Here is a 26,545-nt window from a genome sequence, read left to right as displayed (position 1 = left end):
TGGCCTGTTTCGCTGCGCTCTTGCCGTTTGCCTGTGGAATACGCCTTCTGCATGGAGTTGCACATGTCCAGACCCCTCCCGCTTGCCGCCCTTTCGGTCCTGCTCGCCGGGCCCGCGCTTTGGGCCTGCCAGGCCCGCACCCCCGCGGCCCAGGATTCGCCCGCCACCGCTTCGGCTTCGGTGGCATCCCGGGTCGCCACTGCGGCCGCTGCGCTCAATCCGCTCTCGAACCCGGAGGAGGAGGTCCGGGCCGCAATGCGCAAGCTGCTGGCGGCGACGTCATACCAGGTCACCATGGAGATGCAGGCCGGCGCGCGCGGCAAGATGGTCAACCAGCTGGAGTTCGCGGCCCCGGACCGCTTCCGCATGACCATGCAGGACCTGGGTTCGCAGGTGATCATCGGCAACACCATGCACATGAGCGTCGCGGGCCGGACGATGAGCGTGCCGCTTCCCGCCGGCACCCTGGACAAGTGGCGCGACCCGGCCATGCTCGAACAGAACACCACCGGCATGACCGTCCAGGCCCTGGGCAGCGACAGCGTCGGCAGCAAGCCGGCGCGCAAGTACCTCATCAAGCACACCAAGCCACAGCCTGCCGAGGTGTTCCTGTGGGTCGGCAGCGACGGCTTTCCAATCCAGATGCAGGTGCCGGCCAGCGCCAAGGGCCAGGGCACCGATACCTGGATGCGCTACTCGCGCTTCAACGACCCGTCGATCGTCATCGCCGCACCGAAGTAGGCAGTCCCCGCTGCGGATAGCCGGGCTTCAACTGGCGCCCGGACAGACTCCGCGTCTTTCCGGGCGCGGGGCAGCGGATGCAGGCAGGCAAGCTGGATGGCGAACGCGTCGTCGCCAGCACCGCGATGCTGGCCGTGCACCTGCTGCCGTGGTTTTGTGACTGGCACGCGCCGCGCGTGCACAATGCGGCCATGCGCCCGCCCAACGAGCCAGTACTGGACCTGTCGCCTTCGCCGGGCGACGAGGTCAAGACCACGACCTGCTACATGTGCGCCTGCCGCTGCGGCATCAAGGTCTGGCTGGCCGACGACGGGCAGCAGGGAAAGACGATCCGCTACATCCAGGGCAACCCCGCGCACCCGGTCAACCAGGGCGTGCTGTGCGCCAAGGGCGCGGCCGGGATCATGCAGCACTACTCGCCGGCGCGGCTGGAGAAACCGCTGCTGCGCGTGGGCGAACGCGGCCGCGGCGAGTTCCGCGAGATCGAGTGGGAAGAAGCGCTGCAGGTCGCGACCGGCTGGCTGGCGCCGATCCGCGACCGCAATCCCGACGAGCTCGCGTTCTTCACCGGCCGCGACCAGTCGCAGGCGCTGACCGGCTGGTGGGCGCAGCAGTTCGGCACGATCAACTACGCCGCGCACGGCGGCTTCTGCTCGGTCAACATGGCCGCCGGCGGCCTGTACACATTGGGCGGCAGCTTCTGGGAGTTCGGCGAGCCCGACTGGGACCACACGCAGTACCTGATGCTGTGGGGCGTGGCCGAGGACCACGACTCGAACCCAATCAAGCTGGGCCTGGGCAAGCTGAAGGCGCGCGGCGCCAAGATCGTCGCGGTGAACCCGGTGCGCAGCGGCTACGGCGCGATCGCCGACGAGTGGATCGGCATCCGCCCCGGCACCGACGGCCTGTTCGCGTTCGCGCTGATCCACGAGCTGCTGCGGATGGACCGCATCGACCTCGACTACCTGGTGCGCTATGCCAACGCGCACTGGCTGGTGGTGCGCAATCCAGGCGGCGCGGACGACGGGCTGTTTGCGCGCGATGCCGAGGGCAACGTGTTGTGCTGGGCCGTTGCTCCTCCCCCTGCCGAGGCAGGGAAGGGAGCACAGGCGCGCGCCGATGCGATCGACATTTCGCCCGCGGTGGTCGGCGAATACACGCTGGCCGATGGCCGCAGGGCCGTGCCGGTCTTCCAGCTGATCGTCGAGCGCTACCTCGACCCGCAGTACGCGCCGGACGCGGTGAGCGGACATTGCGGCGTCCCCGCCGACACGATCCGCCGGATCGCGCGCGAACTCGCGCAGGCCGCGTTCGACAGCAACCTCCGGTTGCCCATCGCCTGGACCGATGCGTGGGGGCGCGAACACACCGAGATGGTCGGCCGCCCGGTGTCGATGCACGCAATGCGCGGCATCAGCGCGCACAGCAACGGCTTCCACACCTGTCGTGCGCTGCACCTGCTGCAGCTGTTGCTGGGCGCGGTCGACGCGCCGGGCTCGTTCCGCTACCAGCCGCCGTACCCCAAGCCCATTCCGCTGCCGAACCGGCCCGGCAAGGCGCGCAAGCCCGACGGCACGCTCGACGCCGGCCCGCTGGGTTTCGTGCACGGCCCGGAAGACCTGCTGGTCGACGAACACGGGCAGCCGCGGCGCATCGACCACGCGTTCTCGTGGGCCTACCCGCTGTCCGCGCACGGGATGATGCACACGGTGATCCGCAACGCGCACGCCGGCGATCCGTACCCGATCGACACGCTGCTGATGTTCATGGCCAACATGAGCTGGAACTCGAGCATGAACACCGGCCAGACCATGCAGTGGCTGACCGACAAGGACGAAAGCGGCAACTACCGCATCCCGCACATCATCTATTCCGACGCGTTCGCCTCGGAGATGGTGGCCTACGCCGACCTGGTGTTGCCCGATACCACCTATCTCGAACGCTTCGACGCGATCAGCCTGCTCGACCGGCCGATCTCCGACGCCGACGGCGCCGCCGACGCGATCCGGCATCCGATGTTCGATCCGGCCACGCAGGCCGGCAGCGACGGCCAGCCGCGCGACGTGCGCGGCTTCCAGTCGGTGCTGCTCGACCTCGGCGCGCGCCTCGGGCTGCCCGGCATGGTGCATGCAGATGGCTCGCCGACGTACCGCGATTACGCCGACTACATCGTCCGCCACGAACGCGCGCCCGGCGTCGGCCTGCTTGCCGGCTGGCGCGGCGAGGACGGCACGCAGCACGGCAAGGGCGCGCCGAATCCGGACCAGTTGCAGCGCTACATCGACAACGGCGGCTTCTGGCGCGAGGAGATCCCGGAGCATGCCCGCTACTTCAAGATGGCCAACCGCGGCTATCTCGAGTGGGCGCAGAAGCTCGGTTTCGTCGGCTCCACCGCGCCGATCGTGCTGCAGCTGTATTCGGAACCGCTGCAGAAGTTTCGCCTCGCGGCGCAGGCCCACGGCGAGCACCAGCCGCCCGAAGAGCATCGCGAACGCGTCGCCACGTACTTCGATCCGCTGCCGATCTGGTACGAGCCCTTCGAATCCGCGCAGACCGGAGCCTCGCATCGACCTGGTCGCGACGAAGGCGATCACAGCGGCTCCCGCACGGCACCAACGCCCCCTCTCCCCCCGGGAGAGGGCTGGGGTGAGGGAGCGCACGATCCGATCGCAGCGAACCTTCGTCGCAACGGAACCAACGTGCCCTCATCCGGCGCTTCGCGCCACCTTCTCCCGCCGGGAGAAGGAAACAACTCCTTCCCCCTCCACGCCGTCACCCAGCGCCCGATGTTCATGTACCACGCGTGGGGCTCGCAGAACGCGTGGCTGCGGCAGATCACCGCACGCAACTACCTGTACCTGCATCCCGACACCGGCGCGAAGCACGGCATCGCCGACGAGGACTGGATCAGCGTCACCTCGCACCACGGCAGCATCACCGTGCAGGCGAAGTTCGCCGGCAACGTGCAGCCCGACACGGTGTGGACGTGGAACGCGATCGGCAAGCGCCGCGGCGCGTGGCGACTGGCGAAGAACGCACCGGAAGGCGAGAAGGGCTTCCTGATGAACCACCTGATCTCCGACATCACCCCGCGCGGCGACTACGCCAATGCCGACCCGGTCACCGGGCAGGCGGCGTGGTTCGACCTGCGCGTGCGCATCGACAGGGTCGCCGTGGATGCCCCCGCGCAAGCGCAGCCGCAGTTCGCGCCACTGGGTTTCGCCGAAGCCGATGAAGCACCGCTGCGCTACGGCGCCGCACTGCGCGCAAGGAGGCGCGGGTGATGCGGGCGATCTCGCGAATCATCCGCTGGGCCTGCCTGCTGGCCGGCATCTGCGGCCTGGCCATCAGCACCTGGGCCTTCATCGACCCGTCCGCGTTCCCGCAGATGGGCATGGACAGCATGGTGCCGCCGCCGTCGCCACGCTGGCGGGCGGCATTGGGTTTCCTGTTCTCGCTGCTGCTGGTCGGCTACGGCTCGGGCAAGCTGCGCCACCGGGAACTGCCATGACCGCGCTGCCGACGCCGTCGAAGGTCAAGCTCGGCCTGGTGATTGACCTGGACACCTGCGTCGGCTGCCACGCCTGCGCGACCAGCTGCAAGGAGTGGAACGCCGGCGGCATCGCCGGGCCGCTGACCGACGAGAACCCCTACGGCAAGGATCCGTCCGGGGTGTGGTTCAACCGCGTGCACAGCTACGAGATCGCGCCCACGCCTGCCTGCGCGTCGCAGGGCAGCATCGCCGCCGAGGCCGCGCAGCCGGCGATGACGCTGCACTTCCCGCGCTCGTGCCTGCACTGCGAGACGCCGGCCTGCGTGACCGTGTGCCCCACCGGCGCCAGCTACAAACGCGCCGAGGACGGCATCGTGCTGGTCGACGAGGACAAGTGCATCGGCTGCAAGCTGTGTTCATGGGCTTGCCCGTACGGCGCGCGCGAATATTCGCCGGTCGAAGGCGTGATGAAGAAATGCACGCTGTGCGTGGACCGCATCTACAACGAAAACCTCGACGAAAGCGAACGCCAGCCGGCCTGCGTGCAGGCCTGCCCGACCAAGGCGCGCCACTTCGGCGATCTTGGCGACCCGGAATCGAAGGTCTCGAAGCTGGTCGCCGAACGCGGCGGCGTGGCGCTGATGCCGGAGCTGGGCTACAACCCGGTCAACCGCTACCTGCCGCCGCGGCCGCGGCGCCATGGCACCGGTGCCGATGAAAGCGTGGCGCAAGGCACGGTCACAACCGCGGCATCGCCGTTACATTGGCTGGGGCGCTTGCTGAAGCGTTAGGTTGCGCAGCTTTGACGGCTGCCCCGGCAAACGTGGGACATCGAACACGCGCTGCAACCTGCACGTCCACCTGAAGCCGGAAACTCGACCGACCACCATGCACCCTGCCCTGTCCGTCATCTTGTTCACCACTCTGTCCGGCGCCGGCTACGGGCTGCTGGTCTGGCTGGGCGTGTCGGTCGCGCTGCTCAACTTGCGGGGCCAGGTCCTGCCCGCGCTGACCGGCGTGCAACTCGCCGCGCTGGCGTTGGGGTTGGTGCTGTCGACGGCCGGCCTGCTGCTCTCGCTCGGCCACCTCGGCAAGCCGCTCCGATCCTGGCGCGCGTTCTCGCAGTGGCGCACGTCGTGGCTGTCGCGTGAAGCCGTGATGGCCATTGCAACCGTGCTTCCCGCCTTGCTCGTCGGCGCCCTGCTGTGGCGAGGCATGCCCGGTCCGACCGCCACGCCGTTGCTGGCGATCGCGGGCATCATGCTGGCGCTGTTCGCACTGGCCACCGTGGCCTGCACCGCGATGATCTACGCCTCGCTCAAGCCGATCCCGGCATGGCGCCATCCGCTGGTTGTGCCGGTGTACCTGCTGTTCGCACTGCTGACGGGCCTGGCGCTACTGTTTGCGTTGATGCTGCTGATGCTCGGCGACCAAGGCCCCGAGACGATGCTGCTGACCTTGGCAGTGGTCGCCTGCCTGCTGGTCGCACTGAAGTGGCTGTACTGGTACGAGACCGACCGCGACGGGCTGCCCGGCAGCCGCGCCACGGCGATCGGCCTGCCCGGGCGCGAGGCCACGGTATTCGAGCGCCCGCATACGGAAGCCAACTACGTCACCCGCGAGATGGCGTTCCAGGTCGCGCGCACCCATGCGCGCTGGCTGCGCATCGGAGCCAGCGCGCTGGTCGTCGGTGGGCCGTTGCTGGGCTACCTGCTTCTGGCAGCCGGCAGCCCGGCCCTTGCGCTGGCGGCCGCAGCCGCGCTGATGCTGGCCGGCGCGTTCGTCGAACGCTGGCTGTTCTTCGCCCAGGCCCGGCACGTGGTCACGCTGTACTACTGAGCATCTAGCAGGCAGTGCCTGCGGATACGCCGAAGCCGGCGTCGTGGGCCGGGGAACCCGTCGACTTCCTGAATGCGTGGCCGCGTTCACGCTTCAGGCGCTGGATTGTCATCGTGGGGCCGGCATAATCCCATGTAATCGCTTCCATCGAGCCTTGCCATGCCCGCGGTCTGGTGGCTGGCGCTTGCCGGCCTGCCCGTGTTCCAGCAGCCCTTGCCCGAATCGCCGGGCGAGCCGGCGGTGCTTGCCGTTGCGGCGGGGCACGTCTCGCTGCGCGCGCCGTGCTACCGACTGGTCTGTCCGGACGCCGAATGGCTGGCGGCCACGCCCTACACCACGCTATGGAAGCCCAGGGTACCCGGCACGGTGCCGCGCCTGCGCCCGGTGCGGACGTCGCCGCTGGCGACCCGGCGCTACGCCGCGCTGCACGCGCCGGCCACGCAGCGCGAATGGGTCGACGCCGAAGCCAGCCACGTGAAGGTCGACACCACGTTCGGGATGGAAGCGATCCGCCGCCCCGGCACCCAGGTGCAACTCGAGCTGGGCACCGGCTACCGCCTGCAGCCCTACGCCGACTACGGCACCGCTTCGATCGGCATGATCGCCACCGGCGGGCTGCGCGTGTCGCAGCGCTTCGGCCAGTGGGCCGAGCTCAACCAGCAGATCCGGGTGGAAACCGGCCGCCACAACACCTTCGTGCGGCAGACGCTCGGCGTCGACATCATGCTGCAGCCGCGCTGGACGCTGCAGTCGCGCCTGGAGGTCAACCACGACAGCGCCGGCGACGGCGGCCGTGGCAGCACCGACGCCCATGGATCGCTGAACCTGCACTACGCGTTCTGAGTGCAACTGCCACGCTGCACGCCGCCGGCCACCACGCGTGGGCCGCGCGCCTGCAGCGCTCCCACCTCCCGACACAAGGAGCCGCAATGCTTCGCAAGTCCATCCTGTCCCTGCTGCTGGCCGCCGCGCCATTCACGATCCATGCGCAGGACGCCCCTGCCGCCGACACCGATGCCGGCGCCTGGACCGGCACCGGCGAACTCGGCCTGGCGCTGGCACGCGGCAATGCGCGCTCGGAAAGCGTCAATGCCAAGCTCGCCCTGGGCAAGGAGGACGCGCGCTGGAAGCACGACTTCCACGCTTCGGCGCTGCGCTCCAAGGGCGAGGTGACCGGTGATTTCGACGGCGACGGCGTGGACGAAAAGCGCTACGAGCTGAGCGCCAACCGCTACGAGCTCGGCGCATCGAGCGCGCACAAGTTCGATCCGCGCAACTACATCGTCGGCGCGGCGCGCTACGAGAACGACGACTTCTCGCCGTACGACTACCAGGCGGTTGCATCGCTCGGGTACGGCCACAAGTTCATCGACAGCGAAGGCACCCGCCTGAGCACAGAGATCGGCCCCGGCTTCCGCCGCGCGCGCGATTCCGAAACCGGGCTGGTCGAAGATGGCGTGGTCGGCCGCGGCCAGCTCGAGTTCAAGCACCAGCTGACCGGCAATACCGTGCTTTACGACACCTTGCTGGTGGAGACGGGCAGCGACAACACCTTCATGCAGAACGACCTCGGCATCGCGGTGGCGATGAACGAAAGATTCGCGCTGAAGGCCGGGCTGCAGGCGCGTCGCAACAGCGACGTCGAGCCGGGGATGAAGAAGACCGACACCCTCACCACGATCAACCTGGTCTACAAGATCCAGTAACGGCTTCGCGGCGCCGCGAAGCCGCGACGGCCGCGGGTCACTCGCGCGGCGGCAGGAATGCCCCCGCGCCCGCATCCAGCAGAGCGCGCGCAACGGTGGCGCCGATCGCTTCGGCCCGGGTCGCATCGCCCGCGTGCTGCGCGCGCACGGCGCGGCCGTCATCCGCGCAGCCGACCAGCCCCTGCAGCAGGAGCTGCGCGCCGTCCAGCCGCGCCAGCGCGGCCACCGGCACGTGGCAACTGCCGTGCAGCGCCCGGTTCATGGCGCGCTCGGCCTCGACGCAGGTGCGCGTGGGCGCATCGTCGAGCACCGCGCACAGCGCGCGGGTCTTCGCGTCGTCGTCGCGGCATTCGATCGCGATCGCGCCCTGTGCCGGCGCCGGCAGCCAGTCGGGCGCATCGAGCCGCGCGCGGATGCGCGTGCCGAAGCCGAGCCGCTGCAGGCCGGCGCAGGCGAGCACGATGGCGTCGTAATCGCCGGCATCGAGCTTCGCCAGGCGGGTGTTGACGTTGCCGCGCAGGTCGAGCAGCTGCAGGTCCGGGCGCCGCGCGCGCAGCTGCGCCTGGCGGCGCAGCGACGAAGTACCGACGCGCGCGCCTTCGGGCAAGGCATCGAGGTTGTCGTGGCGGTTGCTGACGAAGGCGTCGGCGTGGTCGGCGCGCGCAAGGATCGCCGACAGCGCGAACGGCCCTTCGAGTTCCATCGGCACGTCCTTGAGCGAATGCACCGCGCAGTCTGCGTCGCCGCGCAGCATCGCCAGCTCCAGTTCCTTGAGGAACAGGCCCTTGCCGCCGATCGCCGCCAGCGAGCGGTCGAGCACCTCGTCGCCGCGGGTGGTCATCGGCACCAGCTCCACGGCCAGCCCCGGATGCGCCGCGCGCAGCAGGTCGGCGGCGTGCTCGCTCTGCCAGAGGGCGAGCGGGCTCTTGCGGGTGGCGATGCGGATCGTGGCCATGCGCCATTATCGCCGCTGGCGCCCGGCCCGTGGGCAGCCGCATGCCGGAACCATCCGTCAGGTGCCCGGCGCCCGGGAATGCAGGAGACCAAGGGTCGTCGGGGGCGTCGCCGCGACCTACAGCTGCTTCACCACATCCTTGAGCCCGGCCACGCAGCGACGGCTGACTTCGAGCGGCTGGCTGCCGTGGCGCAGGATCGCGTGCACGCGGCCGTCGGATTCGCGCCGCAGCTCCACCAGTTCGTGGCGCGCGATCAGGCAGTTGCGGTGGATGCGCAGGAAGCGTTCGCCGAACTCCTCCTCCAGCGACCTCAGCGATTCCTCGATCAGGTCCTCGCCGCGGGCGTGGTGCACGACCACGTACTTCTCCTCGGCCTGCAGGTAGTGGATGTCCTCGATCGGGATCAGGCGCAGGCTGCCACGCAGGCGTGCGCACAGATGCGTGCGCTGGCGACCCTTGCCGTCGCGACCAACGGCGGCGCTGTGGTCGCGGCCGACGATGAACGTGCGCGCGCGTTCCAGCGCCGCGTGCAGGCGTTCGGCGCGCACCGGCTTGACCAGGTAGTCGACCGCCGCGGCCTCGAACGCCGACAGCGCGTGTTCGTCATAGGCCGTGCAGAACACTACCGCCGGGCGCGGCTCGAACGCGGCCAGGTGGCGCGCGGCCTCCAGCCCGTCGATGCCGGGCATGGCGATGTCCAGCAGCACCAGGTCGGCATCGTGTTCGGCGCAGGCATGCAGCGCTTCGCGGCCATCGCCGGCCTCCGCGACCAGTTCAAGATCGGGGTGGTCGGCCAGCAGCATGCGCAGTCGCTCGCGGGCCAGCGGTTCGTCGTCGGCGATGACCACCTTCATGGCCGTGGCGTCCTCGGGGCGGCAGTGGGGCAGGTTCGCCCCGATAGTAACGGTCGCGCCGCGGCGGGGCCATGCGGGGATAATCCCCGCCCCGGGCCGCTGTAGGAGCGGCTTCAGCCGCGAGCTTTTGCGTCGGTGTTCATCAAAAGCTCGCGGCTGAAGCCGCTCCTACAAGATCATGCACTCGCCAGCCGGCGCGACAGCCAGTCGCCGAGGTCGCGGATTTCCTCCAGGCACACCGAATGCGGCATCGGGTAGGCGTGCCAGTCGACGCTGAATCCCAGCTCGCGCAGCAGCGCAGCGCCCTGCTCGCCGGCGCGCAGCGGCACCACCGGGTCCTGGGTGCCGTGGCCCATGAACACCGGCTGCGCGTTGGCGCCGTCGGCCAGCACCGCCGCGGCCTTGTGCGCGGCGGGGATGTAGGTCGACAGCGCAATCAGCCCGGCCAGCGGTTCGCTGCGGCGCAGGCCGGCGGCGAGCGTGATCGCCCCGCCCTGCGAGAAGCCGGCGAGGAAGATCCGCGACGCCGGCACGCCGCGTTCGACCTCGCGCGCGATCAGCGCCTCCACCTGCTCCACCGACGCCGCCACGCCGGCCTCGTCGGCGCGATTGGCCAGGTCCGCCTCGCGGATGTCGTACCAGGCGCGCATCGGCACGCCGTTGTTGATCGTCACCGGCCGCACCGGCGCGTGCGGGAACACGAAGCGGATCGGCGGCCACGCCGGGCGCACCAGTTCCGGCAGGATCGGCACGAAGTCGCTGCCGTCCGCGCCCAGGCCGTGCAGCCATACCACGCTGTGGCGCGGGGCCGGTCCGGTTTCGCGTTCGATGGTGTCAAGCATGTTGGGTCCGTGCGTGGGAGGCGCGGACATTATGCCCACGCCGGTGGATGGCGGATTCGCGGCCCGGCAGCCGATGCCTGCAGGAGCGCCCCATGGGCGCGATGAAGCCCTGCCGGCAAAGCCATCGCGTCCATGGGGCGCTCCTACGCAACCTGTTTCGCGCGCAGCTCGCTGGCACGCACCAGCACGTTTGGCGGCGAGAGCTCTTCGGGCGTGCAGAAGATCCTGCGCCGGCGCAGCCACTGCCCCGGCGCGCGCGCCGAGGTCAGCATCACGATCGGGATCGACAGCACCAGGCCGAGGATCACCGGCGACATCCACGCCGCCAGGGCCGGCGAGATGCTCCATGCCATCACCGCCGCCAGCACGCCGAGGAACGTCAACCCGCCGTAGCTGCGCAGCAGGCTGGAGAACGGCAGGCTGCCGTCGTCGCGACGCTGCGACTCCCAGCCCGAATCCTTGCCTGCCAGCACCTCGGCGACGCCGCGCGACTGCACGTACATCGTCACCGGCGCCATCAGCGCGGCCAGCAGGGTTTCCAGCCCCATGCCCACGAATGCACGCCACGCGCCACCGCAGCCGCGGCGCATGTCGCGGTCGCTGATGGTGGCGACAAAGCCCATGAACTTCGGCGCCAGCAGCATCCCCATGGTGAACACGAATATCCACAGGAAGCGGTCCGGGTCGCGTTCGCGCCAGTACGTCGCCGGCGAGAAATCGGTCAGCGCGACGGTGTCCCACGACAGCCCGGCGTGGTGCAGCGGGATCGCCAGGCCAATCAGCATCAGCATCGCCCACATCGGCGCGGTGAAGTAATGGCCGATGCCGATCAGCATGTGCCAGCGGCTGACCCAGTGCAGGCCCTTGCCCGTGAGCACCGCGCCGTGCTGCAGGTTGCCCTGGCACCAGCGGCGGTCGCGCACCAGCATGTCGGTCAGCGACGGCGGGCCTTCTTCAAAGCTGCCGCCCAGGCTGGGCACCATGTGCAGCGCCCAGCCGCCACGGCGCAGCAGCGCGGCCTCGACGAAATCGTGGCTGAGCACGGTGCCGGCAAACGGCTTCACCCCGCGCAGCTCCGGCAGGCCCGCGCAGTCGGCGAACGCGCGCGTGCGGATCATCGCGTTGTGGCCCCAGTAGTTGCTCTCGGCGCCGTGCCACCACGCCACGCCATAGGCGATCACCGGGCCGTACACGCGCCCGGCGAACTGCTGCATGCGCGCGAACAGGGTGCTGCCGTTGACGATCACCGGCAGGGTCTGGATCAGGGCAACGTCGTCGTTGGCTTCCATCGCGCCGGCCAGGCGCACGATGGTGTCGCCGGTCATCAGGCTGTCGGCATCGAGGATCAGGAAACGCGGGTACGCGCCGCCCCAGCGACGCACCCAGTCGGAGATGTTGCCGGCCTTGCGCTCGTGGTTGTCGTCGCGCAGGCGGTAGAACACCCGCGCATCGGCGCCCAGCCGCTGGCACAGCGCGTCCAGTGCGATCCGCTCGGCGCGCTGGATGTCCGGCTTGCGCGTGTCGCTGAGCACGAAGAAGTCGAAGTGCTGCAGCTGCCCGGTCGCGGCCAGCGATTCGTGGATCGCCTGCAGCCCCGCCATCAGCCGCTCGGGGTCTTCGTTGTAGGTGGGCATCAGCAGCGCGGTACGCGAGGACAGCGCGGGCATCGGCTTGCTCGCCGACAGCCCCAGTCGCGCGCGCCGCTTCGAGACGATCAGCACGAAGCCCGCGAGCGCGCCGACGAACGCCTGCACGATCCACGCGAACAGGAACACGAACAGCACCAGCAGCGCCGTCTCCAGCACGTCGGTGCCGTCGCCGCGCAGCAGCCACCAGATCTGGTAGGTCGCCACGAACGTGAGCAGCACCGCGGCCCCGATCACCGCGGCGCGGCGCCAGACCATCCCGCCGGGCGTGGTCGGGAAGCGGCGCCCGCGCAGCCGGCCCTCGCGCAGCGACTGCACCGGCATCTCCAGCGGTGCGTCGGGTGGCAGCGCCGGTGCGACGCTTCCCGTCGCTTCGATGGCGCTCACGCCATCCACCGGTACAGCCAGGTTTCCGACAGCGGCCCCTGCGCGTCGACCAGGCGCGCGCGCAGTTCGCTCACGCCTGCGCTGCCCGGCTCGAGTTCGAAGCTCATGCGCCAGGTGCCGGTATCGGCGTTGCGGTACGCGACCGGATTGCGCAGCTTGCCTTGCGACGCGGCCACGTCGACGCGCGGCTTCGCGCCATCGGCCAGTTGCGACAAACGCCCGCCGGCAAGGTCGACCACCACCAGCCGCGCGCCGTCGTGCGCGGCGCCGATGCGGGTCGCGGCCACGGTGGCCAGCTCCGGCTTCCACGCGTGTTCGCCGCACCAGTGCAGGCGGTAGCGCCAGCGATGCTCCTTGCCGGCGGCGATCGGCTGCTTCGGCCGCCAGAACGCGACGATGTTGTCGTGGTATTCGTCGGCGGTCGGGATTTCAACGAGGTGTACCTCGCCCTCGCCCCAGTCGCCGACCGGCTCGACCCACGCGCTCGGACGTTTCTCGTAGTGCGCCTCGGCGTCCTGGAAGTCTTCGTAACGTCGCTTGCGCTGCATCAGCCCGAAACCGCGCGGATCGATGTCCTGGAAGCCGCTGTGCTGCAGCGACGCAGGATTCTGCAGCTGCCGCCAGGCCTGTTCACCCTGCCCGTTGAGCATCGCCAGGCCATCGGAGTCGTGTACCGCGGGGCGGTAGTCGTCGATACCGATGCGATCGCTGGGATCGAACTCGAACATGCTGGTCAGCGGCGCGATGCCGGCATGGACGAGGTCGACGCGCGGATACAGCCGCATGTCGACGTCGAACACGGTGTCGTCGCCCGGATCGATCGCGAAGCGGAACGCGCCCGCCGCGCTCGGGCTGTCGAGCAGCGCGTGCACCACGATCGACTGCGCGCCCGGCGCAGGGCGCTCCAGCCAGAAGGTGGTGAAGCGCGGGAATTCCTCCGCCGCCGGCTCGCCGGTGCCCAGCGCCAGCCCGCGCGCCGACAGGCCGTAGTTCAGGCCCCTGGCCACCGCGCGAAAGTAGCTGGCGCCCAGGAAGCTGCACAGTTCGTCGTAATGATCGGGACGGTTGATTGGCGCGTGCAGGCGGAAGCCGGCGAAACCGACGTCGCCGATCTCCGGCACCGACTGTGGCGCGTAGTCGAACAGGTCGGTGGAGAACGCGAACGGCGTCGCCTGGCCGTCGTGCACGGTGTAGACGTCAACGCGGTCCTTGAACAGGAAACCGCGATGGAAGAACTGCGCCTGGAACGGCAACCCGTCATCGCGCCACAGCGCGCGCGCGGCGCGATAGCGGAAGTCGCGGTACTGGTCGTAGCCGATCTTCGCCAGCGCCGGCGGCAGTGCGTTGTCCGGCGCGCGGTAGGTGCGTGCGGCAAGCGCGCGGGCAAGTCCGGCGACGGTGCCGGCATCGAATCTCCCGGCCACGGCGGCGACCGGTGCGCGACGTGCTGCAAACGTTTCCAGCGTCCCGCCCAGCGACAGCAGGGGGAGCGACAGTCCTGCAAGGATGACTTCGCGACGTTGCACCCGATGCCCTCATGCGCGAATGCGCGGGCGCGCACTATACGAAAGCGCGGATCAGCGGGAGGTAAACGCGCGTGCCAGCGCGACGCAGCGGCACTTTTTCGTGACCGCCATCCTTGTCCGAAGAGGACGGCGCGCGACCTGCATGCGAGCTACTGCCCGTGGTGCGCGAACGGTTCGGTGCCGCCGTCTTCGCGGACCAGCTCCACGACGTAGGGCTGCACGCGCCCGTCGGGCATCTCCATGCCCGGCGATCCGGCCGGCATGCCCGGCACCACCAGTCCCCTGGCCGCAGGCTGTTCGAGCAGCAGGCGCTTGATGTCCGCCGCCGGCACATGCCCTTCGACGAAGTACCCGCCGACCTCCGCCGTGTGGCACGAACCCTTGCCGAACGGCACGCCGACGCGCTCCTTGACCGGATTGACGTTGTCGAGGTTGCGCACCTGCACCGGGAATCCGGCCTGCTGCATGTGCTCGACCCACAGGCCGCAGCACCCGCAGCTCTCGCTCTTGTGGACGACCACCACGGGCAGCGATCCGGTCGCGGCAACATCCGGCGCGACGGCCGCCACGGCATCCGCCGCTGCAGATGCCGTGTTACCTGGAATGGTCGGCGCGGCTTCGGGCGTGCGCGCGCAGGCGGCCATGGTGCCGGCGACGAGAATCACGGCCAGCAGTGCGATTGATCGTTGAATCATCTGGAAACTCCTCATGCCGCCTTCGGTTGCGGCGGCCAATGGATGGGGAAGAAGCCCGCCGTCAGAACCAGAGCCGCAGGCCGGCCACGACCCGCGTGTCGTCGACGCGCTCGCCGTCGCCACGGCGCAGGTCCGCAGTGCCGCCGAAGGCGCGTTCGTGGACGACCCCGATGTACGGCGCGAACCTGCGGGTGAACTCGTAGCGCAGGCGCAGGCCGGCCTCGACCGTGCCAAGCCCCGAGCCGATGCCGCGACGCGCATCGTCCCGGCCGTGAACGGTTGCTTCGAGCGTCGACTGCAGGATCAGGCGGTTGGTCAGCAAGGTCTCGTACTCCACTTCGACCGTGGCCGCCGTCTGCCCCGACTGCCCAATGTAGGCGGTTGCCGCAACCTCGAACTTGTACGGCGCCAACCCGATCAGCCCGATCGCGGCGAAGTCCTGCGAACCCCCGGGCTGGACGTCGTGGCGGATGCCCGCGACCACGTCCCACCAGCGGGCGACGCTGCGGCCATACAGCACTTCCACGCTGGCAGCTTCGGTGTGCCCATCGACACGCTCGCCCTCGCTGCGCAGCCAGACGCGATCGAGATCGGTGCCGATCCACGACTGGCCGGCCCATCCAAAACCCGTGCCCGGGTCGGCATCCCAGGCTTCGAGCTGGTCGAGCAGCACGTAGCTGTGGATGCCGTTGTCGTGCATGCGATGCCCCTGCACGGGCGGGAACGCCGCCGCACGATCCGCATCGGTCGGCGTCGGGATCGGCTCGATCGGTGCGGTGGGCGCGGCCGCACGCGCACCGTGGTCCATGCCCGAGTGATCCATGCCGGCGTGGTCCATCCCTGGATGCTCCGTCGATTGCGGTTGCGCGGGCACGGCCGGCGCCGAAGGCGCGGCGTGGCCCATTGCGGCGTGATCCATCGTGGCGTGATCCATTGCGGCGTGATCCTCCGCCGCGCCATCGTTTGCCGACACCGCTTCCGCATCTGCGGGTGCGTGGGCCGCGTGGTCCATGCCGGAGTGATCCACCGGCGTGGCCGGCACGCGGCGGCCCATCGCCGCATGGTCCATCTGCGCGGCCGCTTCGGGTGTGGACACCTGTCCGGCTGCCTGCTCCGCACGCGCGCTGGCCGGTAGCGCCGCAGCGGCCGGTTCGCGGGCATGCGAATGCGTCGCGGTCTCCGCCGCGTGCGCGCCGGCGTGATCGTGCTGCTGCGCCAGCGCCGCGCACGGCAGCAGGGCCAGCGCGGTTGCAGTGGCCAGCAGCCCGCCGTGCAGGCGCGCAGCAGACGCCCTGGCGGTGGAAGCATGCATGCTCATCCCTCCACCCGCACTTCGCGCATCATTCCTGCTTCCATGTGGTAGAGGAGATGGCAGTGGTAGGCCCAGCGGCCCAGCGCATCGGCACGGACCCGATAGCTGCGCCTGCTGCCCGGCGGCATGTCGATGGTGTGCTTGCGCACGTGGAAGTTCCCGTGCTCGTCCTCCAGGTCGCTCCACATGCCGTGCAGGTGGATCGGGTGCGTCATCATCGTGTCGTTGACCAGCACGATGCGCATCCGCTCGCCGTAGGTCAGGCGAAGCGGCTCGGCGTCCGAAAACTTCCGGCCGTTGAACGACCAGGCGAACTTCTCCATGTGCCCGGTCAGGTGCAGTTCGACTTCGCGGCCCGGGTCGCGGCCATCGGGATCGGCGAACGTGCTTTTCAGGTCGGCATACATCAGCACCCTGCGTCCGTTGTCGCGCAGGCCGATGCCCGGGTCGTCCAGCTTCGGCAGCGGCGCCATGGTCTGCATGTCGATCAGCGGGTTGCCGGCTTCGCTGGCCGGGTGGGCCTGCATCGCGCCGCCGCCGTGATCCATGCCGGCCATCGAGCCGCCGGCCATCGCGGCCATGTCGTGCCCGGGATGATCCATGCCCGCGCCCGCATCGTGCGTGGTTGTCGCTGCGCCGTGCCCACCGGAATGATCCATCCCGCCGTGGTTCATGCCGCCATGGCCCATGTCGTCCATGGTCAGCAAGGGGCGCGGACCGAGTTCCGGCACCGGTGCGCGCAGGCCTTCGCGCACCGCGAGGCTGCCGCTGACGTAACCGGTGCGTCCCATGTCCCGGGCGAAGATGGTGAACACGTCCTGGCCGCTGGGCTCGACGATCACGTCGAAGGTTTCCGCGGTCGCGATCCGGAATTCGTCGACGCTGACCGGGTGCACGTACTGGCCGTCGGCGGCCACCACCGTCATCTTCAGGCCGGGGATGCGCACGTCGAAGTGGGTCATCGCGGAACCGTTGATGAAGCGCAGCCGCACTTTCTCGCCGTGGCGGAACAGGCCGGTCCAGTTGCCCGACGCCGTGGTGCCGTTCATCAGGTAGGTGTAGGTGTTGGCGTTGACGTCGGACAGGTCGGTCGGCGTCATCCGCATCTCGCCCCACAGCCTGCGGTCGTCGACCGTCGCGGCCAGCCCCTTCGTCCTGGCATCGCGCAGGAAGTCGCCGACGGTGCGCTTGTAGGTGTTGTCGTAGTCCGACATCTTCTTGAGCCGCGAGAACAGCGCGGCCGGGTCGAGGTCGGTCCAGTCCGACAGCAGCACCACGTAATCGCGCTGGTACGAGAACGGTTCGGGTGCAAGCGGATCGATGATGATCGCGCCGTACAGTCCCGCCTGTTCCTGGAATCCGGAATGGCTGTGGTACCAGTAGGTGCCGCCCTGGCCAACGTGGAAGCGGTACTGGTAGGCATCGCCGCGCGCAATGCCGTCGAAGCTCAGGCCCGGCACGCCGTCCATGCTGGCCGGCAGCAGGATGCCGTGCCAGTGGATGGACGTGTCATGGCCGTGGATCGAGCCATGCGGCAAATGGTTGGCCACGCGCAGGGTCACGGTGTCGCCCTCGCGCCAGCGCAGGATCGGCGCAGGCAGCGAACCGTTGACGGTGACCGCCGGACGCACGCGGCCGGTGAAGTTGACCGGGGTCTCGCCGATGGCAAGGTCGAACCGGGTGCCGGTGAGCACCACGGGCCGGCCGGGCGCGGCCGCCGACCAGGAGGCCTTCGGCCAAAGGCCCAGGCCAGCGACGACGCCGCCTGCGGCAAGGCCCTGCACGAAACGACGCCGGGAAGGCCGGGACAAGGCGCCGGATCCGGCGCCGGAAAAATCGGATGACATGGAGCACTCCATGGAAGCGTCGGGGCCTGGCGCCAGCCGGAAGGCTGCATCGCGCAGGACCGTGCGGGGATGCCGCCGCGCAATCGCGGCAGGCAACGGACAGGCGGGAAGGGCGCGATGCGCGCCCGGGGCCATCAGCCGATGGGAGGCCGGATCACGCCCTGCAAGGCCGGCGCCGGCCGGCCGAGGTCCATGGCCTGCGGCATGTCGGTGCCGCCCGGAATTGTCGCCATGATCGCAAGCGCGGGCATCGCCACGCAGGCCGGATTGACGCACAGGCAGCCGCAGGCGTCGGACTGGCAGCAACCCGGAGGCGAGTCTCCGGATGCCATCCTCGTCGTATGGCTGCCCATTTCCTCGCAGCCGGTTTCGGGTGCTGGCATCGTGGTCGGATGGTGTTCAACGCGCGATGCGTCCACGCCGGCATCGGCATGCCCGCCGGCGTCGGCCAACGCCATGTGCCCCACCTGCATGTGCACGGCCGCCACCGCGTAACCCGACCCGTTCAGGATCAGCCCCGCAGCGAGCAGCAACCGCAACACGATCGACCAGACAGCCATGCCGCAACTTTACCTTGCCTGCACCCGGAATTCGTCGCCGCGGTGTCCAGGGTGGTGATGAGGTTCTGGGCCCACCAGGACTCGAACCTGGAACCGAGGGATTATGAGTCCCGCGCTCTAACCATTGAGCTATAGGCCCGTACGGCGCGCAGTTTAGAGGAGCGCCATGGCTGCAGTCATGCGGCTTGTTCCCCGGTCCGACCGGCAGCGGGCTGTCGGCAGCGCGGTGGCGCACCGGGCAACGTCAAGGTGCTGGACGCGATCCGCGAAAAGGCGCGCAAGCGGGCCGAGGACATCGAGGCCATCCCTGGGGGCACGATGAGCGATCGAGTCGTTGCCGGCGACTGGCTCAGCATTGCCTCGAGCCTCGATGCGGCCTGCAGGTCGACGGGCCGCGTGCCGATGCAGGAGATCAGCGCCTGCAGGGTGTGGGACGGCAGGATCGTGCACGAGCAGTTCTTCTACAGCACCTGATTTCCATGGTCCCGTAGGAGCGGCCCATGGCCGCGAGCTCTTTCGTGGGGCAATCAAGGTTGCGTGGAATGGAAGAGCGCGCGGCCATGGGGCGCTCCTGCAAAAGTGGAACGGCACAAGAAAAACCCCGCGAGTGCGGGGTTTTCCATTGCAGCGACAAACAACCGCGTCACTCGATGTCGAGGAAGCTGCGCAGCTGCTCCGACCGGCTCGGATGGCGCAGCTTGCGCAGCGCCTTGGCTTCGATCTGGCGGATGCGCTCGCGGGTGACGTCGAACTGCTTGCCCACTTCTTCCAGCGTGTGGTCGGTGTTCATGTCGATGCCGAAGCGCATGCGCAGCACCTTGGCCTCGCGCGGGGTCAGGCCGGCGAGCACGTCGCGCACGGTTTCCGACAGGTTGATGTCGGTGGTGGTGTCGATCGGGGACATCACGTTGGTGTCCTCGATGAAGTCGCCCAGGTGCGAGTCCTCGTCGTCGCCGATCGGGGTCTCCATCGAGATCGGTTCCTTGGCGATCTTCATGACCTTGCGGATCTTGTCCTCGGGCATGTCCATCTCTTTCGCCAGCTCTTCCGGCGTCGCTTCGCGGCCGAACTGCTGGAGCATCTGGCGGGAGATGCGGTTCAACTTGTTGATCGTCTCGATCATGTGCACCGGGATGCGGATGGTGCGCGCCTGGTCGGCGATCGAGCGGGTGATCGCCTGGCGGATCCACCACGTCGCGTAGGTCGAGAACTTGAAGCCGCGGCGGTGCTCGAACTTGTCCACTGCCTTCATCAGGCCGATGTTGCCTTCCTGGATCAGGTCGAGGAACTGCAGGCCGCGGTTGGTGTACTTCTTCGCGATCGAGATCACCAGGCGCAGGTTGGCTTCGACCATTTCCTTCTTGGCCTTGCGCGCCTTGGCTTCGCCGTAGGCCATCGTGCGGCTGATGTCCTTGATGTCGACCAGGTCCACGCGCATCATTTTCTCGATGGCGATGGTGGCTTCCTGGTGGGCGATGATCTGGTCCTTCACCTCGCGCAGGCCGCTCGACCACTTCTGCTTGCGCTTGAGCACGTCGTCGACCCACTCGAGGTTGGTCTGGTTGCCTTCCCACGAGCGGATGAAATCCTTGCGCGGCATCTTGGCCTTGCGCGTGGCCAGTTCGAGGATGCGGCGCTCGTGGTCCTTGATCTCGCCCAGCACTTCGCGCAGCTTGCGCACCAGCACGTCCACCAGCGGCAGCGGCAGCTTGAAGCTGACGAACAGGTTGGCCATTTCCTCGCGCAGCTTGGCGGCCTGCTTGGCGCTGGCGCCGCTCTTGGCGTAGACCTTCTGGAACTTGGCGTACAGCGCGGCCAACTCGTCCATGCGGCGCGCGACCTCGACCGGATCCGGACCGGTCGGACCGGCTTCCTCGGCCTCGGCCTCGGTCTCGTCCTCGTCGCTGTCCTCGTCGCCGTCGCTGTCGTCGTCCTTGTCCTTGCCGTTGGCCACGGGCGCAGGCGCAGGCGGCTCGGGCTCTTCATCGAGGCCGTCGTTGAAGCCGACCACGATCTCGGCCAGGCGCTTCTTGCCGGCCTTGTGCAGCTCCCAGTCCTCCAGCAGCAGCTGCACCGACCACGGGAAGCTGGCCAGCGACAGCAGCATCTGGTTGAGGCCTTCCTCGATGCGCTTGGCGATCGCGATCTCGCCTTCGCGGGTCAGCAGTTCGACCGTGCCCATCTCGCGCATGTACATGCGCACCGGGTCGGTGGTGCGACCGCCCTCGGCGTCGAGCGCGGTCAGCGTGGCCGCCGCTTCTTCGGCCGCGGTATCGTCGACCTCGCGGTTGCCGGTGTTGTTGTCGCCGAGCAGCAGCGTGTCGGCATCCGGCGCAACTTCGTGCACCTCGATGCCCATGCCGTTGATCATGCCGATGATGTCTTCGATCTGCTCCGGATCGACGAGGTCGTCGGGGAGGTGGTCGTTGACTTCGGCATAGGTCAGGTAGCCCTGTTCCAGGCCCTTGCTGATCAGCTGCTTGATGTCGGACTGCGGGGCCTGACGTTCGTTGGCCATGTGGGGCGCCACCGGAGAAATTCAGTGAAGAGAACCCTGCATTATACCGGGTGGCCAGGGGGCCTGGCGACGCGGACTGCCGGGAATGACCCTGCCGGGGGCCGGGTCCGCCGCGGATCGGGTCCGGGACGGCCTACGCCTTGAGCAGGAAGGTGACCGGGCCATCATTGACCAGGCTGACCACCATATGGGCACCGAAACGCCCGGTTTCCACCCCTGGCGGGTGATTTTTCCTGCAGCTTTCAAGCAGCCGGCCGAAGATCCGTTCAGCCTCGCCCGGGTCGGCGGCGGTACTGAACCCGGGCCGCATGCCGGAGCGGGTGTCGGCAGCCAGCGTGAACTGGCTGACCAGCAGCAAACCGCCGCCGCTGTCGGCCAGCGAGCGGTTCATGCGTCCCTGATCGTCGGCGAAGACGCGGTAGCCGAGCAGGCGCGTGGTCATCCGTGCCACCTGTGGTTCATCGTCGCCGGGTTCGATGCCGACCAGCGCCAGCAGCCCGGGCCCGATGGCGCCGACCGTGGTGCCGTCGACGGTGACGCTGGCGGAGGTGACGCGCTGGATGAGGGCGAGCATGGGCAGGGGCGGAATGGGGATTGGGGATTGGGGATTGGGGATTGGGGATTGGGGATTGGGGATTGGGGATTGGGGATTGGGGATTGGGGATTGGGGAGCAGCGTAGCGTTTGCGGGTCATTCCCGCGAAGGCGGCGATGGGCGCTTGGGCGGTCTTGGCCTCCTCCCCGTACCCGGAGCACCGTTTGCGCCCCGCTACACTCCCCGCATGACCCGATTCGCTGCCTGGCTGCTGTACGCCCTCGCCGCCGCGCTCGGCCGCCTGCCGTGGCCGTGGTTGCGCAGGCTGGGCGACGCGCTGGCCTGGGGCTGGCTGCGCTCGGGCGCGCGCGAAAGCGTGGTTGCCGCGCGCAACCTCGAGCTCGCCTGTCCGGACCTGCCGCCACCGCAACGCGCCGAGCTGCAGCGCGACGTGCTGCGCACCACCGCGCGCCAGGCCCTGGAGACGCTGCGGTTCTGGACCCGGCCGCATGCGCACAACCTGGCGTTGCTGCGCACGCATGATGGGGTGGAACTGCTCGACGCGGCGATCACCTCCGGCCGCGGGGTGATCGTCGCGGCGCCGCACTACGGCAACTGGGAACTGCTCAACCAGTGGCTGGCCGCGCGCACGCCGCTGGCGATCCTGTACCGCGCGCCCGAGTCGGCCGTGGGCGAGGCGTTCCTGCGCCGCGTGCGCGCCGACACCGGCGACCGCGTCACCCAGGTGCGCGCCGAGGGCGCAGGCGTCCGCCAGTTGTTCAAGCTGCTCAAGGCCGGCGGCGTCACCGGCATCCTGCCCGACCAGCAGCCCAAGGCCGGCGACGGCGAGTTCGCGCCGTTCTTCGGCGTGCAGGCGCTGACCATGACGCTGCTCGGCCGGCTGGCCGAACGCAGTGGCGCGACGGTGCTGTTCGGCTACTGCGAACGCATCGGCTCGGGCCCGGAATTCGCGCTGCACTTCGAGCCGGCACCGGCGGCGATCGCCAGCCCGGACCCGGCCGAGGCCGCCGCCGCGCTCAACGCCGCGGTCGAGCGGATCGCGCGCCGCGACCCGGCGCAGTACCAGTGGACGTACAAGCGCTACACGCTGCGCCCGCCCGGCAGCGGGCAGGCCAATCCGTATCGCGACCTGGAGCGGCGGCGATGAGCGAACCGAATCCGACCGCGGACGCCACGCCGGCGCCGGCGCCGGACGACTGGCAGGCCCTGCCGGCGCGCGCGCGAACGCTGTTCGTCGGCACCACTGCGCTCGGCTTCGCGCTCGCGGCGACGGTGGCCGTGGTGGTGCTCTGCCTCAGCGCGCGGCCGTCCTGGCTGTCGTGGCTGCTGCCGGCATGCGTCCTGCCGGCAGCGGCGTTCGGCGCGTGGCTGGGCTGGCGCCGCTACCGCCACACGCGCTGGCTGCTCGACGGCGACGGCTTCGGCCTGCGCCGCGGGCGCCTGTGGTTCTCCGACACACGCGTACCCGGCTCGCGCGTGCAGCACCTGGACATCCGCCGCGGGCCGCTGGAGCGGCACTTCCGGCTGGCGACGCTGGTCATCCACACCGCCGGCACGCGCCACAGCGAGGTGTCGGTGTCCGGGCTCGACGCCGCCGACGCCGAACGCCTGCGCGACCACCTCGCACGCCAGACCGACGACGATGACGACGCCGGCGACTGAGCCCGGTCCGCCGCGGGCGCCGGCGGGCGGACCAAGCGGCGAGGTGCGACGGCTGCACCCGATGTCGTGGCTGTTCGTGCTGCTGCAGCAGCTCAAGCAGTTCGTCGTGCCGCTGCTGGTGCTGGTGTTCCTCGGCCGCGGCGACCGCAACCAGCTGTGGTCGCTGATCGCGGTAGGCGGGTTCGTGGTGGTGGCGCTGTGGCGCTACCTGACGTTCCGCTACCGCATCACCGCCGACAGCGTGGTCATCGACAGCGGCCTGCTCGAGCGCAGCCGGCGCCAGGTGCCGTTCTCGCGCATCCACAACGTCGCCATCCACCAGTCGCTGCTACACCGGCTGTTCGGCGTGGCCGAGGTGCGGCTGGAGTCGGCCGGCGGCGACAAGCCCGAGGCGCAGATGCGGGTGCTGCAGCTCGATGATGCGATCGCGCTGGAGGCGCTGGTGCGCCGACGCGGGGCCGCGGCGCCCGCGCCGGCCGTCGCCGAAGCCACCGCGCCCGACGACAAGGCCGAAGGCCGGGTGCTGCTCGCGCTGCCGCCGGCGGAGGTGCTGCGCCTGGGCCTGATTTCCAATCGCGGCATGATCGTCGTCGGCGGCGCGGCGGTGGCGTTCTCGCAGCTCAACCCGCAGCTGCCCGACGACGTGTCCGACCGCTGGAGCCACGGCCTGGAAGCGTTCTTCGGCAACCTCCACTTCAGCTACGGCCAATACGCGCTCGCGATCCTCGCGGCGTTGCTCGGTTTCGCGGTGCTGCTGCGGGTGTTCTCGGTGGCGCTGGCGCTGCTGCAGTACTGGGGCTTCCGGCTGGAGGAACACGGCCGCCGCCTGACCGTCGAACGCGGGCTGCTGACCCGCCTGCGCACCAGCGCGCCGCGGCGGCGGATCCAGTCGTGGACGCTGCGCGAGAGCGTGCTGCACCGCTGGTTCGGCCGCCGCACGCTGGACATCGATTCGGCCGTGGCCGAGAACGGCAACCAGCGTCGCGGCCTGCGCGAACTGGCACCGATCGCCACCGCCGCCGCGTGCGACGCGCTGGTCCGCAACCTGCTGCCCGGCGCGGCCTGGCCGCCGGAACGCTGGCAGCCGCTGCATCCGCGCGCGTGGTGGCGGCTGTCGCTGCCGGGCGCGGTGGTCGCGCTGGTGCTGGCCGCGGCGCTGTGCTGGCGCCTCGGCGCGTGGGGGCTGGCCGCGCTGGCGTGGCTGCCGTGGGCGGTGTTCGTCGCCCGCCAGCACGCGCGCCGCGCCGGCTACGCGATCGACGACCGGCTGGTCGCCGCGCGCAGCGGCTGGTGGTCGCGGCGCTGGCGCTTCGCCGAACTCGACAAGCTGCAGGCGCTGGAACTGCGGCAGTCGCCGCTCGACCGGTCCCTGGGCATGGCGACGCTGTGGCTGGACACCGCGGGCGCGGCGTCCGGCCCGCTGCGCCTGCGCTACCTGCCGCTGGCGCAGGCGCAGGCACTGCGCGCGCGGCTGGGCCGCGAAGTCGCGCGGCGGCCGCTGCGCTGGTAGCCGGCGCCGGATCCCGGCTTCAGCGCGCCGCCGGGCCCCAGTAACCCAGTTCCCGGCGAATCTGCAGGCTTCGCAACCACGCGCCGGCCGGGCGTCGGCGCAGCGGCCCGAGCGTCCCCGCGAGCAGGGCGTCGGTGGCGGCAATCACCCGCTGCGAGGACTGGCCGTCGCGATACGGATGGATGCGCTCGGCATACGCGGCCAAGGCGGCGAGCAGGTCCTGCGTCGGCGCGAAGCCGCGCGCCAGCATGGCCGGCAGCGCCGCCGGGTCGTCGAAATCGAGCATGTGCGGCTTCGGCGCGCGGTTGCGGAACGTGACCACCGGCTTGCGCTGGACCACGAACTCGCTGACGACCGATGTCGTGTCGGCCAGCAGCACGTCGGCGGCGCGCTCGGCGCTGACCAGCTGTTCGGTTTCGACGAAGCACGCGTTGTCGCCGGCCAGCGCGCGGTAGCGCGCGACCCATTCCGGCGCGCACTTGGGATGCAGGGTCAGCAGCCAGTAGCGTTCGCCCGCGGCGACCTGCGCGGCAATTGCGTCGTACAGGTGCGGGGCGGCGCTGAGGCGCTCGGTGAAGGTGGAGGCGAACATCACCACGCCGCGCCCGCCGGCCGCCGCGCGCAGCCGCTCGGCCAGCGGATCGTCCGGCGCGAACAGCGGATCGAGCTTCGGCCAGCCGGTCTCGACCACCTTGAAGTGCCCCGCCCGGTCGGCCAGGGCCTGGAACGGGGCGGTCGTCGCCGGCCCCTGGGTGCAGTACAGGTCGAACAGCCCGCGCACGCGGAAGTGGCCGCGCGCGTCCTCGCGCTTCTCGACGTTGAAGCCGTGGAACAGCTGCACCTTGGCCCCGGCGACGAACGACGGCACCCAGTTGGCCGCGCTGAACACCGCGCGCGGGCGCAGCGCCACGGCCGCGCGCGCGGTATCGATCCTGCGCACCGGCGCTGGCAGCGACGCGCCCGCGGCGCCGTCGACCAGCCAGGCGTGCACCGCGTGGCCGGCGTCTTGCAGCGCATCGGCCAGCGGCTGCAGGATGGGCAGCGCGTAGCGCTCGGTCGCGAACAACAGGTAATCCGCCATCAACGCATCCTCTCGCCCCAGGCCCGCGATCTCGGCCTGCATTATCGCGTTCAACGAGGCCGACCGGATCGGCGACTGCCTGGCGTCGCTGTCGTTCTGCGACGAGATCGTGGTGGTCGATTCGTTTTCCACCGACGGCACCGCCGACATCGCCCGCGCGGCGGGTGCGCGCGTGCTGCAGCGCCGCTTCGACGGCTTCCGCAGCCAGAAGGCGTTCGCGGTCGAACAGGCGCGCCACGACTGGGTGCTGTGCGTGGACGCAGACGAGCGCGTCGGCGATACGCTGCGCGGGTCGATCGAGGCCGCCCGCCGGGCCGGCTTCGACGATGCCGCGGGCTATCGCTTCGCCCGCCTGGACCACTACTTCGGCCGCTTCCTGCGCCACGGCAACGCCTACCCCGATCGCGTGCTGCGGCTGTTCGACCGCCGCCGCGGCGGCTGGCGCGGCAGCCGCGAAGTCCACGAAGCGGCCAGCGTCGACGGCCCCGTGCGCACGCTGGCCGGCGACCTCGTCCACTTCCCCTATCGCTCGTTCGAACAGCAGCTGGCCAAGACCCAGCGCTATGCGCGGATGATGGCCGAGCACGATTTCGCCCGCGGCAAGCGCGCGTCGCTGGGCAAGCTGGTGGTGTCGCCGGCGTGGCGCTTCTGGCGCGGCTACCTGCTGCGCGGCGGTTTCCGCGATGGCTGGCACGGCCTGGTCTACGCCTACGTGCGCGCCAACTACGTGCGCCAGAAAACCATCATGCTTTGGCTGCTGCAGAACGGGCAGCCGCTGGCGACGCCGGCACCGCCCGCCGCTTCGAACGACTGAA

24 protein-coding genes and 1 tRNA gene are annotated in these 26,545 nt (G+C 69.9%); 12 read left to right on the top strand and 13 right to left on the bottom strand.

Annotated features, from left to right (window positions below; all coding sequences use genetic code 11):
* Nucleotides 1-63: 63 nt before the first annotated feature.
* From H570_RS0104280 to H570_RS0104250, 7 genes are all read left to right on the top strand, one after another.
* Nucleotides 64-741, top strand: coding sequence for a hypothetical protein (locus H570_RS0104280; protein ID WP_156899826.1), 678 nt, complete (start codon nucleotides 64-66; stop codon nucleotides 739-741).
* 77 nt (nucleotides 742-818) lie between these two features.
* Nucleotides 819-4,025 (top strand): molybdopterin oxidoreductase family protein, encoded by a 3,207-nt coding sequence (locus tag H570_RS0104275; RefSeq protein ID WP_084499727.1) that lies wholly within the window; start codon nucleotides 819-821, stop codon nucleotides 4,023-4,025.
* The gene (locus H570_RS0104270; protein ID WP_027079661.1) at nucleotides 4,025-4,252 is read left to right on the top strand and encodes a hypothetical protein; all 228 of its coding nucleotides are present in this window, start codon (nucleotides 4,025-4,027) and stop codon (nucleotides 4,250-4,252) included. Before H570_RS0104275 ends, H570_RS0104270 begins: the two co-directional genes overlap by 1 nt.
* The gene (locus tag H570_RS0104265) at nucleotides 4,249-5,025 is read left to right on the top strand and encodes a 4Fe-4S dicluster domain-containing protein (protein ID WP_027079660.1); all 777 of its coding nucleotides are present in this window, start codon (nucleotides 4,249-4,251) and stop codon (nucleotides 5,023-5,025) included. The genes H570_RS0104270 and H570_RS0104265 overlap by 4 nt, the downstream gene beginning before the upstream one ends.
* 97 nt (nucleotides 5,026-5,122) lie before the next feature.
* Nucleotides 5,123-6,073: a dimethyl sulfoxide reductase anchor subunit family protein gene (locus tag H570_RS0104260; protein WP_027079659.1), complete on the top strand. Its 951-nt coding sequence runs from the start codon at nucleotides 5,123-5,125 to the stop codon at nucleotides 6,071-6,073.
* 159 nt (nucleotides 6,074-6,232) lie between these two features.
* On the top strand, nucleotides 6,233-6,916 hold the full coding sequence (locus H570_RS0104255; protein WP_027079658.1) for a DUF481 domain-containing protein: 684 nt from the start codon (nucleotides 6,233-6,235) through the stop codon (nucleotides 6,914-6,916).
* Nucleotides 6,917-7,002: 86 nt separating this feature from the next.
* Nucleotides 7,003-7,779: a DUF481 domain-containing protein gene (locus H570_RS0104250; protein ID WP_027079657.1), complete on the top strand. Its 777-nt coding sequence runs from the start codon at nucleotides 7,003-7,005 to the stop codon at nucleotides 7,777-7,779.
* 37 nt (nucleotides 7,780-7,816) lie between these two features.
* Here H570_RS0104250 and hemC read toward each other — a convergent pair whose 3' ends face one another.
* The 10 genes from hemC to H570_RS0104200 all read right to left on the bottom strand — a co-directional run bounded on the left by hemC (nucleotide 7,817) and on the right by H570_RS0104200 (nucleotide 18,543).
* Nucleotides 7,817-8,734 carry a hydroxymethylbilane synthase gene (hemC, locus tag H570_RS0104245; RefSeq protein ID WP_027079656.1) on the bottom strand — a complete coding sequence of 306 codons (918 nt, stop codon included), beginning with the start codon at nucleotides 8,732-8,734 and terminating at the stop codon, nucleotides 7,817-7,819.
* Between the two features lie 117 nt (nucleotides 8,735-8,851).
* Complete coding sequence (locus H570_RS0104240; RefSeq protein ID WP_027079655.1) at nucleotides 8,852-9,589, bottom strand: LytR/AlgR family response regulator transcription factor; 738 nt, start codon at nucleotides 9,587-9,589, stop codon at nucleotides 8,852-8,854.
* A gap of 176 nt (nucleotides 9,590-9,765) precedes the next feature.
* Nucleotides 9,766-10,431, bottom strand: coding sequence for an alpha/beta hydrolase (locus tag H570_RS0104235; protein ID WP_027079654.1), 666 nt, complete (start codon nucleotides 10,429-10,431; stop codon nucleotides 9,766-9,768).
* Between the two features lie 143 nt (nucleotides 10,432-10,574).
* Complete coding sequence (mdoH, locus tag H570_RS0104230) at nucleotides 10,575-12,464, bottom strand: glucans biosynthesis glucosyltransferase MdoH (protein WP_027079653.1); 1,890 nt, start codon at nucleotides 12,462-12,464, stop codon at nucleotides 10,575-10,577.
* A complete protein-coding gene (locus H570_RS0104225) occupies nucleotides 12,461-13,990 on the bottom strand; it encodes an OpgD/OpgG family glucan biosynthesis protein (protein WP_027079652.1) in 1,530 nt (509 codons plus the stop codon). Before H570_RS0104225 ends, mdoH begins: the two co-directional genes overlap by 4 nt.
* A 149-nt stretch (nucleotides 13,991-14,139) precedes the next feature.
* The gene (locus H570_RS16350) at nucleotides 14,140-14,682 is read right to left on the bottom strand and encodes a DUF411 domain-containing protein (protein WP_027079651.1); all 543 of its coding nucleotides are present in this window, start codon (nucleotides 14,680-14,682) and stop codon (nucleotides 14,140-14,142) included.
* Between the two features lie 64 nt (nucleotides 14,683-14,746).
* A complete protein-coding gene (locus H570_RS0104215) occupies nucleotides 14,747-15,997 on the bottom strand; it encodes a copper resistance protein B (RefSeq protein WP_036135072.1) in 1,251 nt (416 codons plus the stop codon).
* A gap of 2 nt (nucleotides 15,998-15,999) precedes the next feature.
* The gene (locus H570_RS0104210; RefSeq protein ID WP_027079649.1) at nucleotides 16,000-17,844 is read right to left on the bottom strand and encodes a copper resistance system multicopper oxidase; all 1,845 of its coding nucleotides are present in this window, start codon (nucleotides 17,842-17,844) and stop codon (nucleotides 16,000-16,002) included.
* Nucleotides 17,845-17,978: 134 nt separating this feature from the next.
* On the bottom strand, nucleotides 17,979-18,404 hold the full coding sequence (locus H570_RS0104205; RefSeq protein WP_027079648.1) for a CopL family metal-binding regulatory protein: 426 nt from the start codon (nucleotides 18,402-18,404) through the stop codon (nucleotides 17,979-17,981).
* A gap of 66 nt (nucleotides 18,405-18,470) precedes the next feature.
* Nucleotides 18,471-18,543, bottom strand: a tRNA-Ile gene (locus H570_RS0104200).
* Between the two features lie 110 nt (nucleotides 18,544-18,653).
* Here H570_RS0104200 and H570_RS16345 point away from each other — a divergent pair.
* Complete coding sequence (locus H570_RS16345) at nucleotides 18,654-18,878, top strand: SnoaL-like domain-containing protein (protein ID WP_051176104.1); 225 nt, start codon at nucleotides 18,654-18,656, stop codon at nucleotides 18,876-18,878.
* 169 nt (nucleotides 18,879-19,047) lie between these two features.
* Here H570_RS16345 and rpoD read toward each other — a convergent pair whose 3' ends face one another.
* Complete coding sequence (rpoD, locus tag H570_RS0104190; RefSeq protein WP_027079647.1) at nucleotides 19,048-20,922, bottom strand: RNA polymerase sigma factor RpoD; 1,875 nt, start codon at nucleotides 20,920-20,922, stop codon at nucleotides 19,048-19,050.
* A gap of 133 nt (nucleotides 20,923-21,055) precedes the next feature.
* Nucleotides 21,056-21,496, bottom strand: coding sequence for a D-aminoacyl-tRNA deacylase (gene dtd / locus H570_RS0104185; protein WP_027079646.1), 441 nt, complete (start codon nucleotides 21,494-21,496; stop codon nucleotides 21,056-21,058).
* A gap of 207 nt (nucleotides 21,497-21,703) precedes the next feature.
* Between dtd and H570_RS0104180 the strand changes: the two genes are divergently transcribed.
* The 3 genes from H570_RS0104180 (at nucleotide 21,704) to H570_RS0104170 (ending at nucleotide 24,649) form a co-directional block, all read left to right on the top strand.
* Nucleotides 21,704-22,624, top strand: a complete 921-nt coding sequence (locus tag H570_RS0104180; protein ID WP_036135069.1) for a lauroyl acyltransferase — start codon at nucleotides 21,704-21,706, stop codon at nucleotides 22,622-22,624.
* Nucleotides 22,621-23,139: a PH domain-containing protein gene (locus H570_RS0104175; RefSeq protein ID WP_027079644.1), complete on the top strand. Its 519-nt coding sequence runs from the start codon at nucleotides 22,621-22,623 to the stop codon at nucleotides 23,137-23,139. The genes H570_RS0104180 and H570_RS0104175 overlap by 4 nt, the downstream gene beginning before the upstream one ends.
* Before the next feature lie 61 nt (nucleotides 23,140-23,200).
* Nucleotides 23,201-24,649, top strand: coding sequence for a PH domain-containing protein (locus tag H570_RS0104170; RefSeq protein WP_051176103.1), 1,449 nt, complete (start codon nucleotides 23,201-23,203; stop codon nucleotides 24,647-24,649).
* A gap of 19 nt (nucleotides 24,650-24,668) precedes the next feature.
* Here the strand turns inward: H570_RS0104170 and H570_RS0104165 are convergent, their stop codons facing one another.
* Nucleotides 24,669-25,733 (bottom strand): CDP-glycerol glycerophosphotransferase family protein, encoded by a 1,065-nt coding sequence (locus H570_RS0104165; RefSeq protein ID WP_027079642.1) that lies wholly within the window; start codon nucleotides 25,731-25,733, stop codon nucleotides 24,669-24,671.
* On the opposite strand from H570_RS0104165, the gene H570_RS0104160 reads away from it, so the two are divergent.
* Nucleotides 25,729-26,544, top strand: a complete 816-nt coding sequence (locus H570_RS0104160) for a glycosyltransferase family 2 protein (RefSeq protein ID WP_027079641.1) — start codon at nucleotides 25,729-25,731, stop codon at nucleotides 26,542-26,544. The genes H570_RS0104165 and H570_RS0104160 overlap by 5 nt on opposite strands.
* Nucleotide 26,545 lies beyond the last annotated feature (1 nt).

Origin of the sequence: Luteimonas mephitis DSM 12574 (assembly GCF_000422305.1) — a bacterium.
In the GTDB taxonomy this organism is placed as follows: Bacteria; Pseudomonadota; Gammaproteobacteria; order Xanthomonadales; family Xanthomonadaceae; genus Luteimonas; species Luteimonas mephitis.
The sequence above is the reverse complement of the archived record's forward strand: the minus strand, read 5'-3'. Positions and strand labels throughout refer to the sequence as shown.

Coding starts and splice junctions, on each gene's coding strand:
- H570_RS0104280 (WP_156899826.1), top strand. CDS start 64: ATGTCCAGACCCCTCCCGCTTGCCGCCCTTTCGGTCCTGCTCGCCGGG.
- H570_RS0104275 (WP_084499727.1), top strand. CDS start 819: ATGCAGGCAGGCAAGCTGGATGGCGAACGCGTCGTCGCCAGCACCGCG.
- H570_RS0104270 (WP_027079661.1), top strand. CDS start 4,025: ATGCGGGCGATCTCGCGAATCATCCGCTGGGCCTGCCTGCTGGCCGGC.
- H570_RS0104265 (WP_027079660.1), top strand. CDS start 4,249: ATGACCGCGCTGCCGACGCCGTCGAAGGTCAAGCTCGGCCTGGTGATT.
- H570_RS0104260 (WP_027079659.1), top strand. CDS start 5,123: ATGCACCCTGCCCTGTCCGTCATCTTGTTCACCACTCTGTCCGGCGCC.
- H570_RS0104255 (WP_027079658.1), top strand. CDS start 6,233: ATGCCCGCGGTCTGGTGGCTGGCGCTTGCCGGCCTGCCCGTGTTCCAG.
- H570_RS0104250 (WP_027079657.1), top strand. CDS start 7,003: ATGCTTCGCAAGTCCATCCTGTCCCTGCTGCTGGCCGCCGCGCCATTC.
- hemC (WP_027079656.1), bottom strand. CDS start 8,734: ATGGCCACGATCCGCATCGCCACCCGCAAGAGCCCGCTCGCCCTCTGG.
- H570_RS0104240 (WP_027079655.1), bottom strand. CDS start 9,589: ATGAAGGTGGTCATCGCCGACGACGAACCGCTGGCCCGCGAGCGACTG.
- H570_RS0104235 (WP_027079654.1), bottom strand. CDS start 10,431: ATGCTTGACACCATCGAACGCGAAACCGGACCGGCCCCGCGCCACAGC.
- H570_RS0104215 (WP_036135072.1), bottom strand. CDS start 15,997: ATGCATGCTTCCACCGCCAGGGCGTCTGCTGCGCGCCTGCACGGCGGG.
- H570_RS0104210 (WP_027079649.1), bottom strand. CDS start 17,844: ATGTCATCCGATTTTTCCGGCGCCGGATCCGGCGCCTTGTCCCGGCCT.
- H570_RS0104205 (WP_027079648.1), bottom strand. CDS start 18,404: ATGGCTGTCTGGTCGATCGTGTTGCGGTTGCTGCTCGCTGCGGGGCTG.
- rpoD (WP_027079647.1), bottom strand. CDS start 20,922: ATGGCCAACGAACGTCAGGCCCCGCAGTCCGACATCAAGCAGCTGATC.
- dtd (WP_027079646.1), bottom strand. CDS start 21,496: ATGCTCGCCCTCATCCAGCGCGTCACCTCCGCCAGCGTCACCGTCGAC.
- H570_RS0104180 (WP_036135069.1), top strand. CDS start 21,704: ATGACCCGATTCGCTGCCTGGCTGCTGTACGCCCTCGCCGCCGCGCTC.
- H570_RS0104175 (WP_027079644.1), top strand. CDS start 22,621: ATGAGCGAACCGAATCCGACCGCGGACGCCACGCCGGCGCCGGCGCCG.
- H570_RS0104170 (WP_051176103.1), top strand. CDS start 23,201: ATGTCGTGGCTGTTCGTGCTGCTGCAGCAGCTCAAGCAGTTCGTCGTG.